The sequence below is a fragment of the Pseudomonas sp. TH08 genome, from assembly GCF_016651275.1.
GTDB lineage: Bacteria > Pseudomonadota > Gammaproteobacteria > Pseudomonadales > Pseudomonadaceae > Aquipseudomonas.
In genome coordinates this window covers 466,668-489,620 of the sequence record NZ_JAEKEE010000004.1, presented here as the reverse complement: position 1 = coordinate 489,620, position 22,953 = coordinate 466,668, and the positions used below count along the sequence as shown (strand labels likewise).

Below are 22,953 nucleotides of genomic sequence, written 5' to 3'. Positions count from 1 at the left end.
CATTTGTGTATCAGTGCTTTGCCACACACCTTGAAACGTAAGTTGAAAGTAAATAGCCGGTAAAGCTGCTTTGCTTAAGTCTCGTCAGTGCTTATCGTTCAGCCTCCCGTAAAAAGAAGCCCACGCGCCCAATGGTTAATCAATCCATGCAATCGTCCCCACGCAACTCCCGTCGCTGGCTGATCAGCCTGCTTGTCTTGTTGGTTATCGCCGTCCTGTGCTGGAAATTCTGGCCCACCGGTTCGGCCCACAAAGAGGGCGCTGACAAGGCGGCCGGGCATACCGGGCGTTCGGGGATGATGCGGCCGGGCTTCGGTGGTGGCACCGGGCCGATTCCGGTGCGGGTCGCGCCGGCGGTGACAGGGGACTTCCCGCTGTATTACAAGGCACTGGGTACGGTGACGGCGCTCAATACCATCAACGTACGCAGCCGGGTTGGCGGCGAGTTGGTGAAGATCAATTTCGAAGAAGGGCAGATGGTCAAGGCCGGGGATTTGCTGGCAGAGATCGATCCGCGTCCTTATCAGAATGCCTTGCTGCAGGCTGAAGGCACCTTGCTGCAGAACCAGGCACAGCTGAAAAATGCTCAGGTCGACGTTGAGCGTTACCGCGGTCTGTTCAAAGAGGACAGCATCGCCAAACAGACTCTGGACACCGCCGAAGCGCTGGTCGGCCAGTATCTGGGCACGGTCAAGACCAATCAGGCAGCGGTCAACGACGCCAAGCTCAATCTGGAATTCACCAAAATCCGCGCGCCGATTGCCGGTCGTGTCGGCTTGCGTCAGGTCGACGTCGGTAACCTCGTGGCGGCCAACGACACCACATTCCTCGCCGTGATTACTCAGACCCAACCGATCAGCGTCGCCTTCACACTGCCGGAAAACAGCCTTGAAACCGTGCTTGCCCGCTACCGCAGCGGCGCCAAACTGCCCGCCGAAGCGTGGGATCGCGGCGATGCCAAACTGCAAGCCACCGGCGTGTTGCAAAGCCTCGATAACCAGATCGACGTCGCCACTGGCACCCTGAAGTTCAAGGCGCGTTACGATAACCGCGATCAATCGCTGTTCCCCAATCAGTTCGTCAACGTGCACTTGCTGGCTGATACGCTGAAAGGCGTAGTGCTGGCACCGTCGGCGGCCATTCAGTTCGGCACCAACGGCACCTTCGTCTACGCGCTGGACGGCGACAAGAAAGTCACCATCCGACAACTGAAAATCGGCGCCAGTGACGGTGAGAACACCGTGATCACCGAAGGCCTGGCCGCCGGCGATCGCGTGGTACTGGAAGGCACCGATCGCCTCAAGGAAGGCAGCGAAGTGGAGGTGGTCAATGACAGCAATCAGGTGCCGACCACGCCGACCGAACACCTGCAAGGTAAATCCGCCGCGACCCCGACTGACACTGCTGTCACCGACAAGGCCAAGAAGGGCGCATGAACATTTCGCGGCTGTTCATCCTCCGTCCGGTAGCCACTACCCTGAGCATGCTGGCCATTGTTCTGGCCGGCCTGATCGCTTATCGCTTGCTGCCGGTCTCGGCGCTGCCGCAGGTCGATTACCCGACCATTCGCGTCATGACCCTGTATCCCGGCGCAAGCCCGGACGTGATGACCAGCGCCGTCACCGCGCCGCTCGAGCGTCAGTTCGGGCAGATGCCGGGGCTGACGCAGATGGCTTCGACCAGCTCCGGTGGCGCTTCGGTGCTGACCCTGCGTTTCAGCCTCGACATCAACATGGATGTCGCCGAACAACAGGTGCAAGCGGCGATCAATGCGGCAACCAATCTGCTGCCGACCGACTTGCCGGCGCCGCCGGTGTACAACAAGGTCAACCCGGCCGACACCCCGGTGCTGACCCTGGCCATTACCTCGAAAACCATGCTCCTGCCCAAACTCAATGACCTGGTCGATACGCGCATGGCGCAAAAAATCGCCCAGATCAGCGGCGTCGGCATGGTCAGTATTGCCGGCGGCCAGCGGCAGGCCGTGCGGATCAAGGTCAACCCGGAAGCCCTGGCCGCCAACAGCCTGAACCTGTCGGACGTGCGCACGCTGATCAGTGCATCCAACGTCAACCAGCCGAAAGGTAACTTTGACGGCCCGACCCGGGTGTCGATGCTCGATGCCAATGATCAACTGACCTCGCCCAAGGATTACGCCAACCTGATCCTCGCCTACAAGAATGGCGCGCCGCTGCGGCTCAAGGACGTTGCGGAAATCGTCGATGGTGCGGAAAACGAGCGTCTGGCCGCGTGGGCTAACCTGAATCAGGCGGTTTTGCTGAACATCCAGCGTCAGCCGGGCGCAAACGTGATTGAAGTGGTCGACCGGATCAAGGCTTTGCTGCCGAGCATCACCGACAACCTGCCGGCCGGTCTCGAAGTGACGGTGCTGACTGACCGTACTCAAACCATCCGCGCCTCGGTTACCGACGTGCAACATGAACTGCTGATCGCCATCGCGCTGGTGGTGATGGTGACGTTCCTTTTCCTGCGTCGCGCCAGTGCGACGATCATTCCGTCGGTGGCGGTGCCACTGTCGCTGATTGGTACCTTCGGCGTGATGTATCTGGCCGGGTTTTCGGTCAACAACCTGACCCTGATGGCGTTGACTATCGCCACGGGTTTCGTGGTCGACGATGCGATCGTGATGCTGGAAAACATCGCGCGCTTTATCGAAGAGGGCGATAGTCCGATGCAGGCGGCGCTCAAGGGCGCCAAACAGATTGGTTTTACCCTGATTTCCCTGACCCTGTCGCTGATTGCGGTACTGATACCGCTGCTGTTCATGGCTGACGTGGTCGGGCGGCTGTTCCGCGAGTTCGCCATCACTTTGGCGGTAGCAATCCTGATTTCGCTTGTCGTCTCGCTGACCCTGACGCCAATGATGTGCGCGCGCTTGCTCAAGCGTGAGCCGGAAGAACATGAGCAAGGCCGTTTCTATCGGGCCAGTGGCGCGGTGATCGACTGGATGATTGCGGCCTATGGGCGCAAATTGCAGTGGGTGCTCAAGCATCAGCCGCTGACCTTGATGGTGGCCATCGGCACACTGGCGTTGACCGTGTTCCTTTATATGGTGGTGCCGAAGGGTTTCTTCCCGGTACAGGACACCGGGGTCATTCAGGGTATTTCCGAGGCACCGCAGTCGATTTCCTTCGCGGCGATGGGCGAGCGGCAGCAGGCGCTGGCGAAAATCATTCTCGAAGACCCGGCAGTACAAAGCCTGTCGTCCTACATTGGTGTCGACGGCGACAACGCCACGCTCAACAGCGGGCGCTTGCTGATCAACCTCAAACCTCACGGGCAGCGAGAGCTGACTGCCACTGAAGTGATCGCACGCCTGCAACCGCAACTGGACAAACTGGTCGGTATTCGTCTGTTCATGCAGCCGGTGCAGGACTTGACCATCGAAGACCGTGTCAGCCGCACGCAATACCAGTTCAGCATGTCCTCGCCGGACTCTGAACTGCTCAGCCAATGGAGCAGTCGTCTTGTCGAAGCGTTGGCGCAACGCCCGGAGCTGACCGATGTTGCCAGCGACTTGCAGGACAAGGGCTTGCAGGTCTATCTGGTGATCGACCGTGATGCCGCCTCGCGCCTCGGCGTTTCGGTAGCGAATATCACTGACGCTTTGTACGACGCCTTCGGGCAACGGCAGATCTCGACCATTTACACCCAGGCCAGTCAGTACCGCGTGGTGCTGCAGGCACAGGCCGGGGAGAAAATCGGCCCGCAGGCGCTGGATCAGATTCACGTCAAGACCACCGACGGCGCGCAGGTACGGTTATCGAGTCTTGCCCATGTCGAGGAACGTCAGGCGCAACTGGCGATTACCCACATCGGCCAGTTTCCGGCAGTGATGATGTCGTTCAACCTCGCGCCCGGCGTGGCGCTGGGGCATGCGGTCGACGTGATCGAGCAGGTTCAGAAAGACATCGGCATGCCGGTGGGCGTGCAGACCCAGTTCCAGGGCGCGGCGGAAGCGTTTCAGGCTTCGCTCTCGAGCACTTTGCTGCTGATTCTGGCGGCGGTAGTGACCATGTACATCGTGCTGGGTGTGCTTTACGAGAGTTACATCCACCCGATCACCATACTTTCGACATTGCCGTCGGCGGCGGTCGGCGCGTTGTTGGCATTGCTGCTCAGCGGCAACGACCTGGGCATGATCGCGATCATCGGCATCATTCTGTTGATTGGTATCGTCAAGAAGAACGCGATCATGATGATCGACTTTGCCCTCGATGCCGAACGCAACCAGGGCATGGCGCCGGAGGAGGCGATTTATCAGGCGGCGCTGCTGCGTTTCCGACCGATTCTGATGACAACGCTGGCGGCCTTGTTTGGCGCTGTGCCATTGATGCTCGCCACCGGTTCCGGCGCTGAACTGCGCCAACCGCTGGGTCTGGTGATGGTCGGTGGTTTGTTGGTGAGCCAGGTGCTGACGCTGTTCACCACGCCGGTGATCTACCTGTATTTCGATCGTCTGGGCCGGCGCTTTGGCAAGACCAATGCGGACGCCGAAGAGGTCTCGGTATGACTTCAGCCCTACAGCTAACCCCTTGTGGGAGCGAGCCTGCTCGCGATGAGGCCAGCACCTGCAACATCAATGTAAACAGAAACACCGCTATCGCGAGCAGGCTCGCTCCCACAGTGGTTCAGTGTGAATCCTGGGATATTGGTCAATGAACCTGTCCGGTCCTTTCATCAAGCGCCCGGTAGCGACGATGCTGCTGAGCCTGGCGATCATGCTGCTCGGTGGTGTCAGCTTCGGTCTGTTGCCGGTGTCGCCGCTGCCGCAAATGGATTTCCCGGTCATTGTCGTGCAGGCGAGTCTGCCCGGTGCCAGTCCCGAGGTCATGGCGTCCACCGTGGCGACACCGCTGGAACGCTCGTTCGGCGCCATTGCTGGCGTCAACACCATGAGCAGCCGCTCCAGCCAGGGTTCGACGCGGGTCATCCTGCAATTCGACCTCGACCGCGACATCAACGGCGCCGCGCGGGAAGTACAGGCAGCCATCAACGCCTCGCGCAATTTGTTGCCGAGCGGAATGCGCAGCATGCCGACCTACAAGAAGGTCAACCCGTCGCAGGCACCGATCATGGTGCTGTCGCTGACCTCGGACGTGCTGGAAAAAGGTCAGCTCTACGATTTGGCGTCGACCATTCTTTCCCAGAGCCTGTCGCAGGTGCAGGGTGTCGGCGAAGTACAGATCGGCGGCAGCTCGCTGCCGGCCGTGCGCATCGAACTCGAACCGCAGGCGCTGAACCAGTATGGCGTGGCGCTCGACGATGTGCGCAAGACCATCGCCGACGCCAACGTGCGCCGGCCCAAGGGCTCGGTCGAGGACGGCCAGCGGCTGTGGCAGATTCAGGCCAACGATCAACTGGAGAAGGCCAAGGATTACGAGTCGCTGATCATCCATTACGCCGACGGTGCCGCGTTGCGCCTGAAAGACGTGGCCAAGGTCAGCGATGGCGTCGAGGACCGTTACAACAGCGGTTTCTTCAATGATGACGCGGCGGTGTTGCTGGTGATTAACCGCCAGGCCGGTGCCAACATCATCGAGACGGTCAACGAAATCAAGGCGCAACTGCCAGCGCTGCAAGCGGTATTGCCGGCCAGTGTGAAGCTCAATCTGGCCATGGATCGCTCGCCGGTGATCAAGGCGACATTGCACGAAGCCGAGATGACTTTGCTGATCGCCGTGGCGCTGGTGATCCTCGTGGTGTTCCTGTTTCTCGGTAACTTCCGCGCGTCGCTGATTCCGACGCTGGCGGTGCCGGTGTCACTGGTCGGCACCTTTGCGGTGATGTACCTCTATGGCTTCTCGCTGAACAACCTGTCGCTGATGGCGCTGATCCTTGCCACCGGCCTGGTGGTGGATGACGCCATTGTGGTGCTGGAAAACATTTCCCGGCACATCGACGAAGGCGTCAAACCGATGCAGGCCGCGTACCTCGGGGCCAAGGAAGTCGGCTTCACGCTCCTGTCGATGAACGTTTCGCTGGTCGCCGTGTTTCTGTCGATTTTGTTCATGGGCGGGATTGTCGAGAGCCTGTTCCGCGAGTTTTCCATCACCCTGGCCGCAGCCATCGTCGTGTCGCTGGTGGTTTCGTTGACCCTGACACCAATGCTCTGCGCCCGCTGGCTCAAGCCGCACACCCCGGGCGAGGAAAATCGCCTGCAACGCTGGAGCCGCAAGACCAACGACTGGATGGTCGGCAAGTACGCCACCAGCCTCGATTGGGTGCTGCGCCATCGGCGCCTGACCTTGCTCAGCCTGCTGATTACCGTCGCGGTCAACGTTGCGCTGTACGTAGTGGTGCCAAAAACCTTCATGCCACAGCAGGACACCGGTCAACTGATTGGTTTCGTGCGCGGTGACGACGGTCTGTCGTTCAGCGTGATGCAACCGAAAATGGAGACTTTCCGCCGCGCCGTGCTTAAAGACGAAGCGGTGGAAAGTGTTGCCGGGTTCATCGGCGGCACCAACGGCACAAACAACGCCTTCATGCTGGTGCGCTTGAAACCCATCAAGGATCGCCAGTTGTCGGCGCAGAAAGTCATCGAACGTCTGCGCAAGGAAATGCCCAAAGTAGCGGGCGCGCAATTGATGCTGATGGCTGACCAGGACCTGCAATTCGGCGGCGGTCGTGAACAGACCACGTCGCAATACAGCTACATCCTGCAGAGCGGTGATCTGGGTCAGTTGCGTGAGTGGTATCCGAAAGTGGTTGCCGCGCTGCGGGCCTTGCCCGAGCTGACGGCGATCGATGCGCGTGAAGGCAAGGGCGCGCAGCAGGTAACGTTGATTGTCGATCGCGATCAGGCCAAACGCCTGGGTGTGGACATGAACATGGTCACCGCAGTGCTGAACAACGCTTACAGCCAGCGGCAGATTTCGACGATCTACGACAGCCTCAACCAATACCAGGTGGTGATGGAGGTCAATCCGAAGTACGCCCAGGACCCGGTGACGCTCAAGCAGGTGCAAGTGATCACGGCTGACGGTGCACGGATTCCGCTGTCGACCATCGCTCACTACGAAAACAGCCTGGAAGACGACCGCGTCAGCCACGAAGGCCAGTTTGCTTCGGAAGACATCTCTTTCGACATGGCCGAAGGCGTAACGGTGGAGCAGGGCAGCGCTGCCATCGAGCGAGCGATTGCCAAGCTCGGTCTGCCGGAAGACGTGATTGCGAAAATGGCCGGCACCGCCGACGCTTTCGCCGCCACGCAGAAGAGTCAGCCGTTCATGATCCTCGGAGCACTGCTGGCGGTGTATCTGGTGCTGGGTGTGCTGTATGAAAGCTACATTCACCCACTGACCATTCTTTCGACGTTACCGTCGGCCGGTGTCGGGGCGTTGCTGTCGATCTATTTGCTCGGCGGCGAGTTCAGCCTGATCTCGCTGCTCGGGCTGTTCCTGCTGATCGGTGTGGTGAAGAAGAACGCCATTCTGATGATCGACCTGGCGCTGCAACTGGAACGGCATCAGGGCATGACTCCGCTGGAGTCGATCCGCAGTGCTTGCCTGCAACGGCTGCGTCCGATTCTGATGACCACGCTGGCAGCGATTCTCGGTGCCCTGCCGTTGTTGCTCAGCCGGGCGGAGGGCGCGGAAATGCGCCAGCCACTGGGCCTGACCATTATCGGCGGGCTGATTTTCAGCCAGGTGCTGACGCTTTACACCACACCTGTGGTTTACCTTTATCTCGACAAGCTGCGCCATCGTTTCAACAAATGGCGTGGCGTGCGTACTGACGCCGCTTTGGAAACTCCGCTATGACTGACCGTTCGCTTATCAATCTGGCCACTGTTCGCGGTTCGCGTCTGCTGAGCCTGTCGCTGTGCGTGGCGCTGCTCAGTGCCTGCGCCGTCGGCCCGGACTATCAGCGCCCGCAGACTGCTGAAGTTGCTCAATACAAGGAAGCCGAGGGCTGGCGTCAGGCCAATCCGAGCGATTCCCTGGCCCGTGGCGCGTGGTGGGAGTTATACGGCGACCAGCAACTCAACGGGCTGATCGAGAAACTCAACAGTTCCAACCAGACGGTTGCGCAATCGGAAGCCCAGTACCGGCAGGCTCAAGCTCTGGTGCGCAGTGCGCGCGGGGCGTTCTACCCCAATGTTGACCTGAGCCTGGGCAAGACCCGTTCCAGTCAGGGCACCGGCAGCAGCAGTTCGAGTTTGAGCAGCTCTTCCAGCGGTATCCGTGACACCTACAACGCGCAATTGGGCGTCAGTTGGGAAGCGGACATCTGGGGCAAGCTGCGGCGCGGTCTTGAGGCGGATCAGGCCAGTGCCCAGGCAAGTTTTGCCGATCTGGCGGCGATGCGCCTCAGCCAGCAGTCGGAGTTGGTGCAGAACTACCTGCAATTGCGTGTGATCGACCAGCAGAAACGTCTGCTCGAGTCGACAGTGGCGGCTTACGAAAAATCGCTGAAAATGACCCAGAACCAGTACCGTGCGGGCGTTTCCGGGCGGGACGCGGTGGCCCAGGCGCAAACGCAGTTGAAGAGCACCCAGGCTGATCTGGTCGATCTGATCTGGCAGCGCGCGCAATTCGAGAACGCGATCGCCGTGCTAACCGGGCAGGCCCCGGCGGATTTCAACATCGCGGAAACGCAGACCATTCCGAACCTGCCGCAGGTGCCGTTGAGCCTGCCATCGCAGCTGCTGGAACGCCGCCCGGACATTGCCTCGGCCGAGCGCTCGGTGATCGCCGCCAACGCCAATATCGGCGTGGCGAAAGCGGCGTATTACCCGGATCTGTCCCTGAGTTTAAGTGGCGGTTACAGCAGCAGCACGTCGAAAGACCTGATCAGTCTGCCAAACCGCTTTTGGTCGGTCGGGCCGAAACTCGACTTGCCGCTGTTTGACGGCGGCATCCGTTCGGCCGAGGTTGATCGCACCGAGGCGGTGTATGACCAGACCGTGGCCAAGTACCGGCAAACCGTGCTCGACGGTTTCCGCGAAGTGGAAAACTATCTGGTGCAGCTCAAAGTCTACGAGGACGAAGCGGCGGTGCGTCAAGAGGCGCTGGACGCCGCGCGTGATTCCCTGCGCTTGACGGAGAACCAGTACAAGGCCGGCCTGATTGCCTATATCGATGTGGTGGTGGTGCAAGCCACGGCGTTGAGCAACGAGCGGACCGTGCTGAACATTCTGCAGAGCCGATTGATTGCCAGCGTGCAATTGATTGCAGCGCTGGGCGGTGGTTGGGATGGCGATCTGGAAGTAAGCGACAACAAAAAGTGAGTGCCGGAAACCTGTGGTGAGGGGATTTAGCGAAACGTCGCACCGCCCCGATGGGTTGCGGAGCAGCCCTGAAACCATCCGACCTGGTGGTTCAGGAATACTTGCGTTGCTGGATTTTGGGGCCGCTTCGCAGCCCGTCGGGGATAAATCCCCTCGCCACAAGTGTTCAATAATTGCTATGACACGCGGGCCAGAGCCTTGTAGGACGATCGAACAAGCGCTTCATCGGCTTGATGGCAATTTGCTCACTTTGTCAGTGCGTTCTTTTGTGCAATCAGTACAATCGGCGCATTTGCCCGGCCGAGAAAGGACGCAGTACGGATTGGGTGTCCACGAGAGTCTCCATGCTTATCGGTAGTTATTCCTTCACCCTGGTGTTCATTTCGCTGTGTGTGGCGATCCTCGCCTCCTACACCGCGCTCGATCTGACCGGGCGCATTGCCACCGCCAAGGGACGTGCCGTGCATTTCTGGACGGCAGGCGGTGCGTTGGCCATGGGGGTCGGCGTCTGGTCGATGCACTTCATCGGCATGCTAGCTTTCAAACTGCCGATCGATCTGGGCTATGACATCGTCATTACCGCGCTGTCGCTGCTGATTGCCGTGTTGTCCTGCGGTTTTGCCTTGTGGCTGGTCAGCCAACCGAAACTGCCGATTTTGCAATTGGCGTTTGGCGCATTGATCATGGGCGCCGGTATCAGCGCCATGCATTACACCGGCATGGCGGCGATGCGCATGACGCCGGGGATCGACTACGACCCAACGCTGTTCGGCGCTTCACTGCTGATTGCTGTCGGTGCTTCAGCCGCCGCACTGTGGATCGCGTTTCGCCTGCGCCAGCATTCGCCCTATGTGCGCCTGATCCGTGGCGGCGCTGCGGTGATCATGGGTATCGCCATTGTCGGCATGCATTACACCGGCATGGCCGCTGCACAGTTTCCTGATGGCAGCTTCTGCGGCGCGACGCTCAATGGCTTGAAGGGCAACGGCCTCGACAGTCTGGTGTTGATCACCACGTTGGCGGTGCTTTCCATTGCCTTGCTCACCTCGATTCTTGACGCCCGTCTCGAAGCACGCACCGCCGATCTGGCGCACTCGCTGACCGTGGCCAACCGCGAACTGACGCAGTTGGCCCTGCACGACACGCTGACCGGCCTGCCGAACCGCATGCTGCTCGACGACCGGATCAATCAGGCGATGAAAAAGGTCCACGAACAGGGCGGCTGTTTCGCCTTGATGTTCATCGATCTGGACGGCTTCAAACCCGTCAATGATGCATTCGGTCACCACATGGGAGACCAGTTGTTGCGCGAGGTGGGATTGCGTCTGCGGGATGACTTGCGCAGTCTCGACACGCTGGCACGGATCGGCGGCGACGAATTCGCTTTGCTCGTTCGCTTGGCCGAACCCAATGACGCGTTGAGCCTGGCCGCACGCCAGGTCGGTCTTATCGCCCGGTCGTTCCGCGTGGCTGAGCATGACTTGCAGATTTCCGCCAGCGTCGGCATCGCCCTGTATCCAGGCAATGGCCTGACCGCTCAGGAACTGCTGATGAACGCCGACGCGGCGATGTACCACGCCAAAGGCGGTGGCAAGAACGGTTACAGCTTCTTCGATGCGTCGATGAACAGCAACGCGCGCAAGCAGTTGCAGTTATTGCAGGATCTGCGTGCGGCGCTGGAACACAGCCAGTTCAGTTTGCATTACCAACCCAAATTCGACGCCGCCAATGGCCGTGCGATCGGTGCCGAAGCGCTGCTGCGCTGGCAGCATCCGGTGCATGGCATGCTGATGCCGGACAAGTTCATCGATCTTGCGGAGAAGAGCGGTCTGATCATCCCGATTGGTGAGTGGGTGCTTAACGAGGCCTGCCGGCAGATGCGCGAGTGGTATGTGCTCGGCTACACCGATTGGCGTATCGCGGTGAATCTGTCGGCGTTGCAGTTTTGCCATACCGGGCTGGTGCAAAGCGTGGCCAAGGCGTTGGCCGTTCACCATTTGCCGGCCAACAGTCTGACGCTTGAGATCACCGAAACCACGGCGATGAGCGATGCCGATGCGAGCATGACGGTGTTGCAGGAGTTGTCTGACATGGGCGTCGATCTATCGATCGATGACTTCGGTACAGGCTATTCGAGCCTGATGTATCTCAAGCGTCTGCCGGCCAACGAGCTGAAGATCGATCGAGGGTTTGTGCGTGATCTGGAGCATGACAGTGATGACGCAGCGATTGTTTCGGCGATTGTGGCGTTGGGTCAGGCGTTGGGATTGCGGATTGTGGCCGAAGGTGTCGAGACAGGTGTGCAGCAGGACTTTCTGACGAAGTTGGGCTGTGATTCGTTGCAGGGTTACCTGCTCGGGCATCCGATGCCGGCCGAGCAGTTCATGCAGGACATCGCGCGGGGAGAGAAACTGGCGACAGTCTGACCGGCACAATCCCTTTCTGATGAGGAAAACTCTGTGGTGAGGGGATTTATCCCCGATGGGTTGCGCAGCAGCCCCAAACCCTGCGAATCAAATATTCCTGACAAACCGTGCCAGATGTTTTTGGGGCTGCTCTGCAACCCATCGGGGATAAATCCCCTCACCACAAGTGTTCAGCTCAGGTTTCGCTTCGCACACAGTCCATGCAAAAGCCGTCAATGGCGGTTATTCTCCCTCCCGACTGTTACGTGTGCATCGGGGGGAAAGGCCAGCATGGATAAAGTCATTGTGATCACCGGTGGCGGGCGCGGAATTGGCGCCGCTACGGCGTTATTGGCTGCCGAGCAGGGCTATCGGATCTGCATCAATTACCAGTCTGACGAACAGGCCGCACAAAGCGTGCTGGAGCAAGTCCGCGCGCTGGGCGCACAAGCCATCACCGTGCGTGCTGACGTCAGCATCGAAGACGAAGTGGTCGCGATGTTCCATCGGGTCGACACCGAGCTGGGCCGGGTCACCGCACTGGTGAACAACGCCGGCACCGTCGGCCACAAGTCGCGGGTCGACGAGATGTCCGAATTCCGCATCCTCAAAATCATGAAAACCAATGTCCTGGCGCCGATCCTCTGCGCCAAGCACGCGATCCTGCGCATGTCGCCCAAACACGGCGGGCAGGGCGGCAGTATCGTCAACGTGTCATCGGTGGCTTCGCGCTTGGGGTCGCCGAATGAGTACGTTGATTACGCGGCATCCAAAGGTGCGCTCGACAGCTTCACCATCGGTTTGTCCAAGGAAGTGGCGGGCGAGGGGATTCGGGTCAATGCGGTGCGTCCGGGATTCATCTATACCGATTTCCATGCGCTGAGCGGCGATCCGGATCGGGTCAGCAAGCTCGAGTCGGCGATTCCGATGGCCCGTGGGGGGCGGCCGGATGAGGTGGCGGAGGCGATTGTCTGGTTGCTGTCGGACAAGGCGTCGTATGCGACCGGGACGTTTGTTGATTTAGGTGGCGGGCGTTAGGCATTCGGATCAGCGTCGCTCGGGCGGGCCTCATCGCGAGCAGGCTCACTCCTACAGTTGGAATGCGTTCCCCTGTAGGAGTGAGCCTGCTCGCGATAGCATTTTGCGAAGCACAAACAATCTGTCAGAACGACCGCACAATCCGCCCCAACGTTTCCATGGCCTTCTCCGAATCCTCGGTCCACGGGCTGCCATAGTTCAGACGAATACAATTCCTGAAGCGCTGCGTCGGCGAGAAGATCGGCCCCGGTGCGATGCTGATGCCTTGTGCCAGCGCCATCTGAAACAACTTCAACGAATCCATCTGCGGTGGCAGTTCCAGCCAAAGAAAATAGCCGCCCGCCGGCTGACTGACCCGCGTTTGCGCCGGGAAGTACCGAGCGATGGCAGCCAGCATCGCGCTCTGCTGTTCCTCCAGCGCGTAGCGTAGTTTGCGCAAATGCCGGTCGTACCCACCGTGTTGCAAGTAGTCGGCAATCGCCGCTTGTGCGGGCATCGACGCACACAACGACGTCATCAGCTTCAGCCGTTCGATCTTCTGCGCGTAGCGCCCGGCGGCAACCCAGCCGATGCGGTAACCGGGAGCCAGACTCTTGGCGAACGAGCCGCAGTGCATCACCAGGCCTTCAGTGTCGAACGCCTTGGCCGGTTTCGGTGCCTGTTGGCCATAGTAGAGTTCGGCGTAGACATCGTCCTCGATCAGCGGCACCTGATGGCGGCGCAGCAGTTCGACCAACTCCTGTTTCTTCGCCTCGGGCATGGTCGCGCCCATCGGGTTCTGGAAACTGGTCATGCACCAGCAGGCCTTGATCGGGTGGCGCTCCAGTGTCTGCGCGAGCACGCCGAGATCGATGCCATCGCGCGGGTGTACGGGGATTTCTACCGCTTTGAGCTTGAGACGTTCCAGCACTTGCAGGCTGGCGTAGAACGCCGGGGCTTCGATGGCCACCAGGTCGCCGGGTTCGGTGACGGCTTGCAGGCACAGGTTCAGCGCTTCCAGTGCGCCGTTGGTGATCAGCAATTCTTCCATCGGCAGCATCAGCCCGCCGACCATGTAGCGCAGGGCGATTTGCCGGCGCAGTTGCGGGTTGCCCGGCGACATGTCGGTGACGACCATGCGCGGATCCATCTCCCGCGCGGCGCTGGCCAGCGAACGCGACAGGCGTTGCAACGGGAACAGGGTCGGGCTGGGGAATGCCGAGCCGAACGGCACGGTGCTCGGGTCCTTGATCGAATCCAGTACGGAGAACACCAGTTCGCTGACGTCGACTTCGGTAGAGTCGTTGACGTGGCTGCTGATCACCGGCTCTGAAAACGGACTCGGTGCGTGGGTGTTGACGAAGTAGCCGGACCGCGGTCGGGCGCGAATCAGGCCGCGGCGTTCGAGCAGGTAATAGGCCTGGAACACCGTGGACGGGCTGACGCCGTAGGTCTGGCTGGCGTAGCGCACCGAAGGCACGCGCTGGCCGGGGCCGAGGACGCCGGAGCGGATCAGTTCAGCGATGTCATCGGCGAATTTTTCGTAGCGTTTCATCGGTTGCCCGGTCAGTGAGTGATTCGAGTGTATGCAATTGTGGTGAGGGGATTTAGCGAAACGTCGCACCGCCCCGATGGGCTGCGAAGCAGCCCTGAAACCATGCAGCGAGGTGTGCCAGGTATTTCTCAGCTGTAGGGTTTGGGGCTGCTTCGCAGCCATCGGGGATAAATCCCCTCGCCACAGGGTGTTGCGTTGTCAGTGAAAAACGACAGCATCTTAACGGCTCAGCGGTTCATCGGCGCCACAAACCTGCTTTTTGCCACGCTATAAACCTCGGGTTCGTCGCTGTCGGCAATCTTGAAACTCAAGGTTTGCGAGCTGCTGCTCGGGCGTTCCGTGGTCATCGCCACCGACACCGGCACATCAACAATTTCACCCGGCGCCAGGCTCAGTTCAGTTTTACCTTGCAGCTGGAAGCCCTCACCATCGACCAGGCTCAGGTTGTAGTCCTGGCGCTGCTGGGTCTTGTTGATGACTTTGAGGCTGTAGATGTTTTCGATCTGGCCCTGGCCGTTCTCGCGGAACAGCCCGCGATCCTTGGTCACGTCCAGCGAGACCATTGGCCGCTCGACCAGCGCCAAAGCCAATGCGCCGATCATCGCCAGCAACACCACGGTGTAACCGATCAATCGCGGGCGTAGCAGATGCGTCTTGCCACCCTGCAGTTCGCGCTCGGAACTGTAGCGAATCAAACCGCGCGGGTAGTTCATTTTGTCCATGATCGAATCGCAGGCGTCGATGCAGGCGGCGCAACCGATGCATTCCATCTGCAAGCCGTCGCGGATGTCGATGCCGGTCGGGCAGACCTGCACGCACAACTGGCAATCGATGCAGTCGCCGAGCCCGGCCTCGACCGGTTTCACGTCGCGTTTACGCGGGCCACGGTTTTCGCCGCGCGCCACGTCGTAGGCAATCGCCAAGGTGTCCTTGTCGAACATCACGCTCTGGAATCGCGCATACGGGCACATGTGCATGCACACCGCTTCGCGCAGCCAGCCGGCGTTGATGTAAGTGGCGGCGGTGAAGAACAACACCCAGAACAAACTGACGCCGCCGATTTGCAGGGTCAGCAGTTCCTCGGCCAACGGTCGGATCGGGGTGAAGTAGCCGACAAAGGTCAGGCCGGTCATCACGCTGATCGCCAGCCACAGTGTGTGCTTGGCGGCGCGGCGGGCTAGCTTGTTCAGTCCCCACGGTGCGGCTTGCAGTTTGATGCGCTGATTGCGCTCGCCTTCGGTGATTTTCTCGCACCACATGAAGATCCATGTCCACGAGCTCTGCGGGCAGGTGTAACCGCACCAGACCCGTCCGGCGAATACGGTGATGGCGAACAGACCGAACGCGGCAATGATCAGCAGCGCCGAGAGCAGGATGAAATCCTGTGGCCAGAAGGTCGCGCCAAAGATGTGGAACTTGCTTTCGGAAAAGTCCCACAGCACCGCCTGACGTCCGCCCCAGTTCAGCCACACCGTGCCGAAAAACAGCAGAAACAGAAAACCCGCGCCACTCATGCGCAGGGTGCGGAACAGGCCGGTGAAACTGCGGGTGTGGATCTGGTTGTCGCTGGATTTGGCCGTCGCCTTCATTGGGCGTGCGGGCACCTTCTTTATCTGAGGCGCTATTGTTGGCGATGCTTCTACGGTTCGGACGGGGATTTGTTCGCTCATGGTTATTCGCTCATCAGCCTCCATCAGGCCGATGAACTATGAGCGCCGATCTGTTTGCATAACAGACTCAGCTATTTCAATAAAAAGCGTATCAGATGCGTTTTTGCGCAAGCCCTGCGACAACTTGAAGCAGCCCGGGTGGCGGGGCGCAAACGCCTATCGCAGGCGTTTGCGGCGGGCATTGACCGAGGTCAGTCAAATAACCGAATCACTCTCGTCGGCCTTCAAATGCTTGCGGCCGTCCTTCGCACCGGCAACGGTCAGAGCGTCGGCTTCTGCTTCAGTGATGTAGACGCGCCGCGCTTCGATTTCCACGAAGGACATGGCTTTGTCGCTATCGGTTTTGACTTCGAGGGTGTCGCAGATACGTATTTCTTCGCCATTTTCGACGGTGAAAAAACAGACTTCTTGCTCGGGATTGGATTTATCAACTCGCAGAGACATGGTGGCAGTCCTTTTTTACAGGGGGTGTCTAAAGGGTTAGGGGGCAGCGTTTGCCGATGGTTCTGCGCAACTGATTAATGGTCGGCGCTGTCCATCGTTTATCGAGCCAATAACAAGGACAACCCGATGAACGCGTGGTGGCATGAAGTGTGGGAAACGCTGCAAAAGGAATTCGCCGACATTGGCGATGCGTCGCAACTGACGCGGATCACCGTGCGCCTGCTGATGGCGGCGGTACTCGGCGGGATTCTCGGGTTCGAGCGCGAACACAAGGGCAAGGCTGCCGGGGTGCGCACGCACATGCTGGTGGCGCTGGGCGCGGCGCTGTTTGTGCTGGTGCCGCAAACTTCGGGTGCGGAGTCCGACGCGATGAGCCGAGTGTTGCAGGGTGTGATTGCGGGGATCGGCTTTCTTGGTGCCGGCACCATTCTGAAGAACCGCGAGGGCGATGAAGGCCACGTCAAAGGCCTGACCACGGCTGCCGGTCTGTGGATGACGGCCGCCATCGGCGTCGCGGCGGGTTTGGGCAAGGAGGCGACCGCGCTGTTCAGTACCTTTCTGGCACTGGCGATCTTCAGCGTGATGCCGCGCATCGTCAGGCTGTTCGAGAAGGACGAACAGAAGAACGATCACCTGTAACCGATCGATCCCATGATCGGAACGATCGGTCGCGGCGACAGGTTAGACGATCACGGGCGGCATGGTCGTCGGCGGCTCCTCTTTCGGCGGTGGGGTCGTGCCTGGCGGTTCCTGCTCGGGCACCGGTTGTGGTTCGGTCTCGGGAATCGTCGGGTTGTCGATGTTCGGATCGGGCGTTTCGGCCGGAAATGGGTTGTTCATCTGTAGACCTCCGTGTGGCACATGGCGTGAGAAGTGCTTAAGTGGATTGACCGCCTCGCGCTGAATTCGATCCGCTGGTGCGGCGCAGTAATTTCATCTGAACTTTTCCCGGCGCGGGTTGCTCGGAACCTAAGCGAGTTCATGACGGGGCCGGTGTCTTGTTGTGAACACTGATCCGGCACAAGAGCGTCCTTGGGGCGTTAAGGAGAGATGCTCAATGACTGCTGAAAAATCGTCTGAACTGAGCTACAACCCGCACATGCCACTGTCGCAGGCGTTGCTGCTGCCACGCATCGCGATTGAAAACACCATGCCGACTCTCGATGGCGGGCAGTTTGCCGTCAAATCGATTGCTGGCCGTGAAGTGGTGGTCACCTGCAAGGTTTTCGCCGACGGCCACGACAAGTTGGCGGTGCGCATTCGCTGGCGCGAGGAAGGCGAGGAGGTCTGGCAAAGCGAGGTCATGGCCGACCAGGGCAATAACGGCTGGCAAGGCCAGTTCCGCCCCGAGCATCAGGGGCGCTTCCTGTATTGCATCGAGGCGTGGATCGACCACTTCGCCAGTTTCCAGTACGAACTGGAGAAAAAGCACAACGCTGCAGTGCCGATTTCGCTGGAGCTGCAAGAAGGCCGAACGATGGTGCAACAGGCCGCCGAACGCAGCGAAGGCCAGCTCAGCGAACAACTCGCGGCCCTGCATCACGAACTGTCCGGCCTGCTCGAAACCGAGCAGGTTGCGTTGTTCCTGCACTCGCACAGTGCGCAACTGATGGCTGAGGCTGATCATCGCGCCTATCTGAGTGTCAGCGCCGAATTTCCCATGGACGTCGAGCGTGAACTGGCCGAGTTCGCCAGTTGGTACGAGCTGTTTCCGCGCTCGATCACCGACGATCCAAGCCGTCACGGCACTTTTAACGACGTGCATTCACGGCTACCGATGATTCAGGACATGGGTTTCGACGTGCTGTACTTCACGCCGATCCATCCGATTGGTCGTGCGCACCGCAAGGGCCGCAACAATTCCCTCACCGCGGGCCCGGATGATCCAGGCAGCCCTTATGCGATCGGCAGCGAGGAGGGCGGCCACGAGGCGATCCACTCGCAACTCGGCACCCGCGAAGACTTCCGCCGACTGGTGGCGGCCGCCGCTGACCATGGCTTGGAGATCGCCCTCGACTTTGCCATTCAGTGTTCCCAGGATCACCCGTGGCTCAAACAGCATCCGGGCTGGTTCAACTGGCGGCCGGACGGCACGATCAAATACGCGGAAAACCCGCCGAAGAAATACCAGGACATCGTCAACGTCGACTTCTATGCGCCGGACGCGATTCCGAGCCTCTGGGTCGAGTTGCGCGACATCGTCATCGGCTGGGTCGAGGAGGGCGTGAAGATCTTTCGCGTCGACAATCCGCACACCAAACCGCTGCCGTTCTGGCAATGGCTGATTGCCGATGTGCGGGCGCTGTACCCGGAAGTGATTTTCCTCGCCGAAGCTTTCACCACGCCGGCAATGATGGCGCGGCTGGGCAAGGTCGGTTACACGCAGAGTTACACCTATTTCACCTGGCGCAACACCAAGGCGGAACTCGCCGCTTACTTCACCGAACTCAACGAATCACCCTGGCGCGAATGCTACCGGCCGAACTTTTTCGTCAATACGCCGGACATCAACCCGGCGTTCCTGCATGAATCCGGGCGTGCCGGGTTTCTGATTCGCGCGGCGCTGGCAACCATGGGCTCGGGCCTGTGGGGCATGTATTCCGGTTATGAACTGTGCGAGGCGGCGCCGGTGCCGGGCAAGGAGGAATACCTCGATTCGGAGAAATACCAGATCCGCGTCCGCGACTTTACGGCACCCGGCAACATCATCGCCGAGATCGCCCAGCTCAACCGCATCCGTCGGCAGAACCCGGCGCTGCACACCCATCTGGGCTTGAAGGTCTACAACGCCTGGAACGACAACATTCTGTACTTCGGCAAGCGCAGCGCCGATGGCAGCAATTTCATCCTGGTGGCGGTCAACCTTGATCCGCACAACGTGCAGGAGGCGAATTTTGAGCTGCCATTGTGGGAAATGGGCCTGCCGGACGATGCAACGACCCATGGCGAAGACTTGATGAGCGGGCATCGGTGGGACTGGTACGGCAAATATCAGTTCATGCGCCTGGACCCGGCGTACCAGCCGTTCGGCATCTGGCGGATTACTGCCCCTTGATGCTCTGCCCTGTTTTTTGTGGTGAGGGGATTTATCCCCGACTGTCTGCGCAGCAGCCACATAAAGCAGCTTGTTATTACTGGATAAAAGCGGGGCCGCTTCGCAGCCCATCGGGGCGGTGCGACGTTTCGCTAAATCCCCTCACCACAAAAGCCCTTTCTTCACAGGGTATTCATGTGGTATCAGAGAATTCAACAGGAGTTTCACATGGCGAAGAAACCCAAGGCAGCCACCTTTATCAAAGACCCGCTCTGGTACAAGGATGCGGTGATTTATCAAGTTCACGTCAAATCGTTTTTCGACTCCAACAACGACGGTATCGGCGACTTTCCCGGCTTGATCGCCAAGCTCGACTACATCGCCGAACTCGGTGTCAACACCATCTGGCTGCTGCCGTTCTACCCGTCGCCGCGTCGCGACGACGGCTACGACATCGCCGAATACCGTGGTGTACACAGCGATTACGGGACCATGGCCGACGCCAAGCGCTTTATCGCCGAGGCGCACAAGCGCGGCTTGCGGGTGATCACCGAGCTGGTCATCAACCACACCTCCGACCAGCACCCGTGGTTCCAGCGTGCCCGCAAAGCCAAACCCGGTTCGGCAGCGCGGGACTTTTACGTGTGGTCGGATGACGACCAGAAATACGAAGGCACGCGGATCATTTTTCTCGACACCGAAAAGTCCAACTGGACCTGGGATCCGGTCGCCGGCCAATATTTCTGGCACCGCTTCTATTCGCACCAGCCCGACCTGAATTTCGACAACCCGCAAGTCATGAAAGCGGTGCTGTCGGTGATGCGCTACTGGCTCGACATGGGCATTGACGGGCTACGCCTCGACGCCATCCCTTATCTGATCGAGCGTGACGGCACCAACAACGAAAACCTGCCGGAGACCCACGACGTCCTCAAGCAGATTCGTGCCGAGATCGACGCCAATTATCCTGACCGCATGCTGTTGGCCGAGGCCAACCAATGGCCGGAAGACACCCAACTGTATTTCGGCGACACCGACGCCCACGGCCTCAATGGCGACGAATGCCACATGGCGTTCCACTTCCCGCTGATGCCGCGCATGTACATGGCCCTGGCCCAGGAAGATCGCTTCCCGATCACCGACATTTTGCGCCAGACCCCGGAAATACCTGCCAACTGCCAGTGGGCAATCTTCCTGCGCAATCACGATGAGCTTACGCTGGAGATGGTCACCGACAAGGAGCGCGATTACCTGTGGAATTACTACGCCGCTGATCGCCGCGCGCGGATCAACCTCGGTATTCGTCGGCGTCTGGCGCCGTTGATGGAGCGTGATCGTCGTCGCGTCGAATTGCTCAACAGTCTGCTGCTGTCGATGCCGGGCACGCCGACTCTGTATTACGGCGATGAAATTGGCATGGGCGACAATATCTACCTCGGCGACCGCGACGGTGTGCGTACGCCGATGCAGTGGTCGATCGACCGCAACGGTGGTTTCTCCCGCGCTGATCCGGCCAGTCTGGTGCTGCCGCCGATCATGGACCCGCAATACGGTTATCTGTCGGTCAACGTCGAAACCCAGGCCGGTGACCCGCATTCGTTGCTCAACTGGACGCGGCGTATGCTCGCCGTGCGCAAGCAATCCAAGGCATTCGGCCGGGGCACGCTGAAGATGCTCTCGCCGAGCAATCGACGCATTTTGGCCTACACCCGCGAATTCACCGATGCCGATGGCAAGCACGAAATCATTCTGTGCGTGGCCAACGTGTCGCGCAGTGCGCAAGCGGCGGAGCTGGATTTGTCGGCGTACGTCGGCATGGTGCCGGTGGAGATGCTCGGCGGTAACGCGTTCCCGCCGATTGGCCAGTTGAATTTTCTCCTGACTTTGGCGCCGTACGGCTTCTACTGGTTCGCCCTGGCGACCGAAAACCAGATGCCGAGCTGGCACGTCGAACCGGCGCAGAGCCTGCCGGACTTCACCACGCTGGTGCTGAAAAAACGCATGGAAGAACTGCTCGAAACGCCGTCCCGCACCACGCTGGAGCAGGGCATTCTGCCGAGCTGGCTGCAGAACCGACGCTGGTTCGCCGGCAAGGATGCGGCCATCGACAAGGTCAATCTGGCTTATGGCGTGCGCTTCGGCGATGCCCAGCACCCGGTGCTGCTCAGCGAAATCGAAGTCACCAGCGGCGGCCAGACCAGCCGTTATCAATTGCCGTTCGGCTTTATCTCGGAAGATCAGGTTGGCGCGGCGCTGCCGCAACAATTGGCACTGGCCCGCGTGCGTCGAGTGCGTCAGGTCGGTTTGATCACTGACGCCTTCAGTCTCGAAGCGTTTATCCGCGCGGTCCTGCAAGGCATGCAGAACAACACCGTGCTGGAATCTGCCGACGGCGAAATTCGCTTCGAGCCGACGCCGCTGCTGGACACACTCAACCTCGGCGGTGAGTCCGAAGTGCGTTATCTGTCGGCCGAGCAGTCCAACAGTTCGGTGGTGATCGGCAACAGCCTGGTGCTCAAGCTGATCCGTAAAGTCGCCTCCGGCGTCCACCCGGAACTGGAGATGAGCGCTTACCTGACCGCTGCCGGATTTGCCAATATCTCACCGCTGCTCGGTTCGGTGATTCGCCGCGATGCGCAGGGCGAAGACAACCTGCTGATGATCGCTCAGGGTTATCTGAGCAATCAGGGCGATGCCTGGGAATGGACGCAGAACAACCTCGAACGGGCGTTGCGCGACGAACTGGCCGATGCCATGTCCGAGCAGGAACAGCACTACAACGCGCTAAGCGAATTGAAGGACTTCGCTGGCATGCTCGGGCAGCGACTGGGTGAGATGCATCAAGTGCTCGCAGCCCCGACCGACAATGCCGACTTCGCTCCGCAAGCCAGTACGGCGAAGGATATGCAGGCCACCGGCAAGGATGTCGCCGCACAGGTCGAGCATGCGTTGAAGTTGCTCAAGCAGCATCAGGGCGAGCTCAATGCTGCAGATCAGAAGCTGGTCAAACGCTTGGTCGATGAGAAAAAAACCATCCTCGCCCACGTGCAGGATCTGGCGAAGAAGGCCGTCGGCGGTCTGCGTATCCGCGTCCACGGCGACTTGCATCTGGGCCAAGTGTTGGTGATCAAGGGCGACGCCTACCTGATCGACTTCGAGGGTGAACCGGCGCGGCCATTGAGCGAGCGTCGCGGCAAACACAGTCCGTACAAGGACGTCAGTGGCGTGCTGCGTTCCTTCGATTACGCAGCGGCGATGACCATCAACGTACACAACGTTGATCACGGCGCCGAGTCCGAAGGCGCACGTCAACGTGTCGCCGAACGTTATCTGCGCGAGGCGCGTGAGGCATTTGTTCAGGCATATCGCCGAGCGGCAGCTAGTCTTGATCATGCCTGGCAGGATCCTGATGGCGCCGACGCCGCGCTTGCGTTGTTCGGCCTGGAGAAGGCGGCCTATGAAGTGGCCTATGAAGCCGAAAATCGCCCCACGTGGCTGCCCGTGCCGTTGCACGGTTTGTACGGGTTATTGACAGGTCTTAAACCCTTTTCCGATCTTGGTGGAGAGTAGTC

General features: G+C 59.9%; 13 protein-coding genes. 9 read left to right on the top strand and 4 right to left on the bottom strand.

The window, feature by feature from the left end; all coding sequences use genetic code 11:
* The first annotated feature begins 131 nt into the window (after positions 1–131).
* The 6 genes from JFT91_RS19275 (at position 132) to JFT91_RS19250 (ending at position 12,699) form a co-directional block, all read left to right on the top strand.
* Positions 132–1,436 carry an MdtA/MuxA family multidrug efflux RND transporter periplasmic adaptor subunit gene (locus JFT91_RS19275; protein WP_201233515.1) on the top strand — a complete coding sequence of 435 codons (1,305 nt, stop codon included), beginning with the start codon at positions 132–134 and terminating at the stop codon, positions 1,434–1,436.
* On the top strand, positions 1,433–4,534 hold the full coding sequence (locus JFT91_RS19270; RefSeq protein WP_201226078.1) for an MdtB/MuxB family multidrug efflux RND transporter permease subunit: 3,102 nt from the start codon (positions 1,433–1,435) through the stop codon (positions 4,532–4,534). The genes JFT91_RS19275 and JFT91_RS19270 overlap by 4 nt, the downstream gene beginning before the upstream one ends.
* A 145-nt stretch (positions 4,535–4,679) precedes the next feature.
* A complete protein-coding gene (locus JFT91_RS19265) occupies positions 4,680–7,787 on the top strand; it encodes an efflux RND transporter permease subunit (RefSeq protein WP_201233514.1) in 3,108 nt (1,035 codons plus the stop codon).
* The gene (locus JFT91_RS19260) at positions 7,784–9,256 is read left to right on the top strand and encodes an efflux transporter outer membrane subunit (RefSeq protein ID WP_201226076.1); all 1,473 of its coding nucleotides are present in this window, start codon (positions 7,784–7,786) and stop codon (positions 9,254–9,256) included. Before JFT91_RS19265 ends, JFT91_RS19260 begins: the two co-directional genes overlap by 4 nt.
* 344 nt (positions 9,257–9,600) lie before the next feature.
* Positions 9,601–11,682, top strand: coding sequence for a putative bifunctional diguanylate cyclase/phosphodiesterase (locus JFT91_RS19255; RefSeq protein ID WP_201226075.1), 2,082 nt, complete (start codon positions 9,601–9,603; stop codon positions 11,680–11,682).
* A gap of 270 nt (positions 11,683–11,952) precedes the next feature.
* Positions 11,953–12,699, top strand: coding sequence for an SDR family oxidoreductase (locus JFT91_RS19250; protein WP_201226074.1), 747 nt, complete (start codon positions 11,953–11,955; stop codon positions 12,697–12,699).
* Between the two features lie 124 nt (positions 12,700–12,823).
* On the opposite strand, the gene mapR is transcribed toward JFT91_RS19250, so the two are convergent.
* The 3 genes from mapR to JFT91_RS19235 form a co-directional block, all read right to left on the bottom strand.
* Positions 12,824–14,233 (bottom strand): GntR family transcriptional regulator MpaR, encoded by a 1,410-nt coding sequence (gene mapR, locus JFT91_RS19245; RefSeq protein ID WP_007919188.1) that lies wholly within the window; start codon positions 14,231–14,233, stop codon positions 12,824–12,826.
* Positions 14,234–14,460: 227 nt separating this feature from the next.
* Positions 14,461–15,903 carry a cytochrome c oxidase accessory protein CcoG gene (ccoG, locus tag JFT91_RS19240; RefSeq protein ID WP_201233513.1) on the bottom strand — a complete coding sequence of 481 codons (1,443 nt, stop codon included), beginning with the start codon at positions 15,901–15,903 and terminating at the stop codon, positions 14,461–14,463.
* A 195-nt stretch (positions 15,904–16,098) separates the two neighbouring features.
* Positions 16,099–16,347 (bottom strand): DUF3203 family protein, encoded by a 249-nt coding sequence (locus tag JFT91_RS19235; RefSeq protein ID WP_201226072.1) that lies wholly within the window; start codon positions 16,345–16,347, stop codon positions 16,099–16,101.
* A gap of 126 nt (positions 16,348–16,473) precedes the next feature.
* Between JFT91_RS19235 and JFT91_RS19230 the strand changes: the two genes are divergently transcribed.
* A complete protein-coding gene (locus JFT91_RS19230) occupies positions 16,474–16,986 on the top strand; it encodes an MgtC/SapB family protein (protein ID WP_201233512.1) in 513 nt (170 codons plus the stop codon).
* Between the two features lie 42 nt (positions 16,987–17,028).
* On the opposite strand, the gene JFT91_RS19225 is transcribed toward JFT91_RS19230, so the two are convergent.
* Positions 17,029–17,187 (bottom strand): hypothetical protein, encoded by a 159-nt coding sequence (locus tag JFT91_RS19225; RefSeq protein ID WP_201204089.1) that lies wholly within the window; start codon positions 17,185–17,187, stop codon positions 17,029–17,031.
* Positions 17,188–17,404: 217 nt separating this feature from the next.
* Here JFT91_RS19225 and JFT91_RS19220 point away from each other — a divergent pair, with 217 nt between their 5' ends.
* The gene (locus JFT91_RS19220; RefSeq protein ID WP_201233511.1) at positions 17,405–19,402 is read left to right on the top strand and encodes an alpha-1,4-glucan--maltose-1-phosphate maltosyltransferase; all 1,998 of its coding nucleotides are present in this window, start codon (positions 17,405–17,407) and stop codon (positions 19,400–19,402) included.
* A 207-nt stretch (positions 19,403–19,609) separates the two neighbouring features.
* On the top strand, positions 19,610–22,951 hold the full coding sequence (treS, locus tag JFT91_RS19215) for a maltose alpha-D-glucosyltransferase (protein WP_201233510.1): 3,342 nt from the start codon (positions 19,610–19,612) through the stop codon (positions 22,949–22,951).
* The last annotated feature ends 2 nt before the right edge of the window (positions 22,952–22,953 follow it).

Bases quoted from the DNA above. Each gene is read 5' to 3' on its own strand.
- JFT91_RS19255 (WP_201226075.1), top strand. From the start codon at position 9,601: ATGCTTATCGGTAGTTATTCCTTCACCCTGGTGTTCATTTCGCTGTGT.
- JFT91_RS19250 (WP_201226074.1), top strand. From the start codon at position 11,953: ATGGATAAAGTCATTGTGATCACCGGTGGCGGGCGCGGAATTGGCGCC.
- mapR (WP_007919188.1), bottom strand. From the start codon at position 14,233: ATGAAACGCTACGAAAAATTCGCCGATGACATCGCTGAACTGATCCGC.
- JFT91_RS19270 (WP_201226078.1), top strand. From the start codon at position 1,433: ATGAACATTTCGCGGCTGTTCATCCTCCGTCCGGTAGCCACTACCCTG.
- JFT91_RS19225 (WP_201204089.1), bottom strand. From the start codon at position 17,187: ATGAACAACCCATTTCCGGCCGAAACGCCCGATCCGAACATCGACAAC.
- ccoG (WP_201233513.1), bottom strand. From the start codon at position 15,903: ATGAGCGAACAAATCCCCGTCCGAACCGTAGAAGCATCGCCAACAATA.
- JFT91_RS19265 (WP_201233514.1), top strand. From the start codon at position 4,680: ATGAACCTGTCCGGTCCTTTCATCAAGCGCCCGGTAGCGACGATGCTG.
- JFT91_RS19235 (WP_201226072.1), bottom strand. From the start codon at position 16,347: ATGTCTCTGCGAGTTGATAAATCCAATCCCGAGCAAGAAGTCTGTTTT.
- JFT91_RS19230 (WP_201233512.1), top strand. From the start codon at position 16,474: ATGAACGCGTGGTGGCATGAAGTGTGGGAAACGCTGCAAAAGGAATTC.
- JFT91_RS19260 (WP_201226076.1), top strand. From the start codon at position 7,784: ATGACTGACCGTTCGCTTATCAATCTGGCCACTGTTCGCGGTTCGCGT.
- treS (WP_201233510.1), top strand. From the start codon at position 19,610: ATGGCGAAGAAACCCAAGGCAGCCACCTTTATCAAAGACCCGCTCTGG.
- JFT91_RS19275 (WP_201233515.1), top strand. From the start codon at position 132: ATGGTTAATCAATCCATGCAATCGTCCCCACGCAACTCCCGTCGCTGG.
- JFT91_RS19220 (WP_201233511.1), top strand. From the start codon at position 17,405: ATGACTGCTGAAAAATCGTCTGAACTGAGCTACAACCCGCACATGCCA.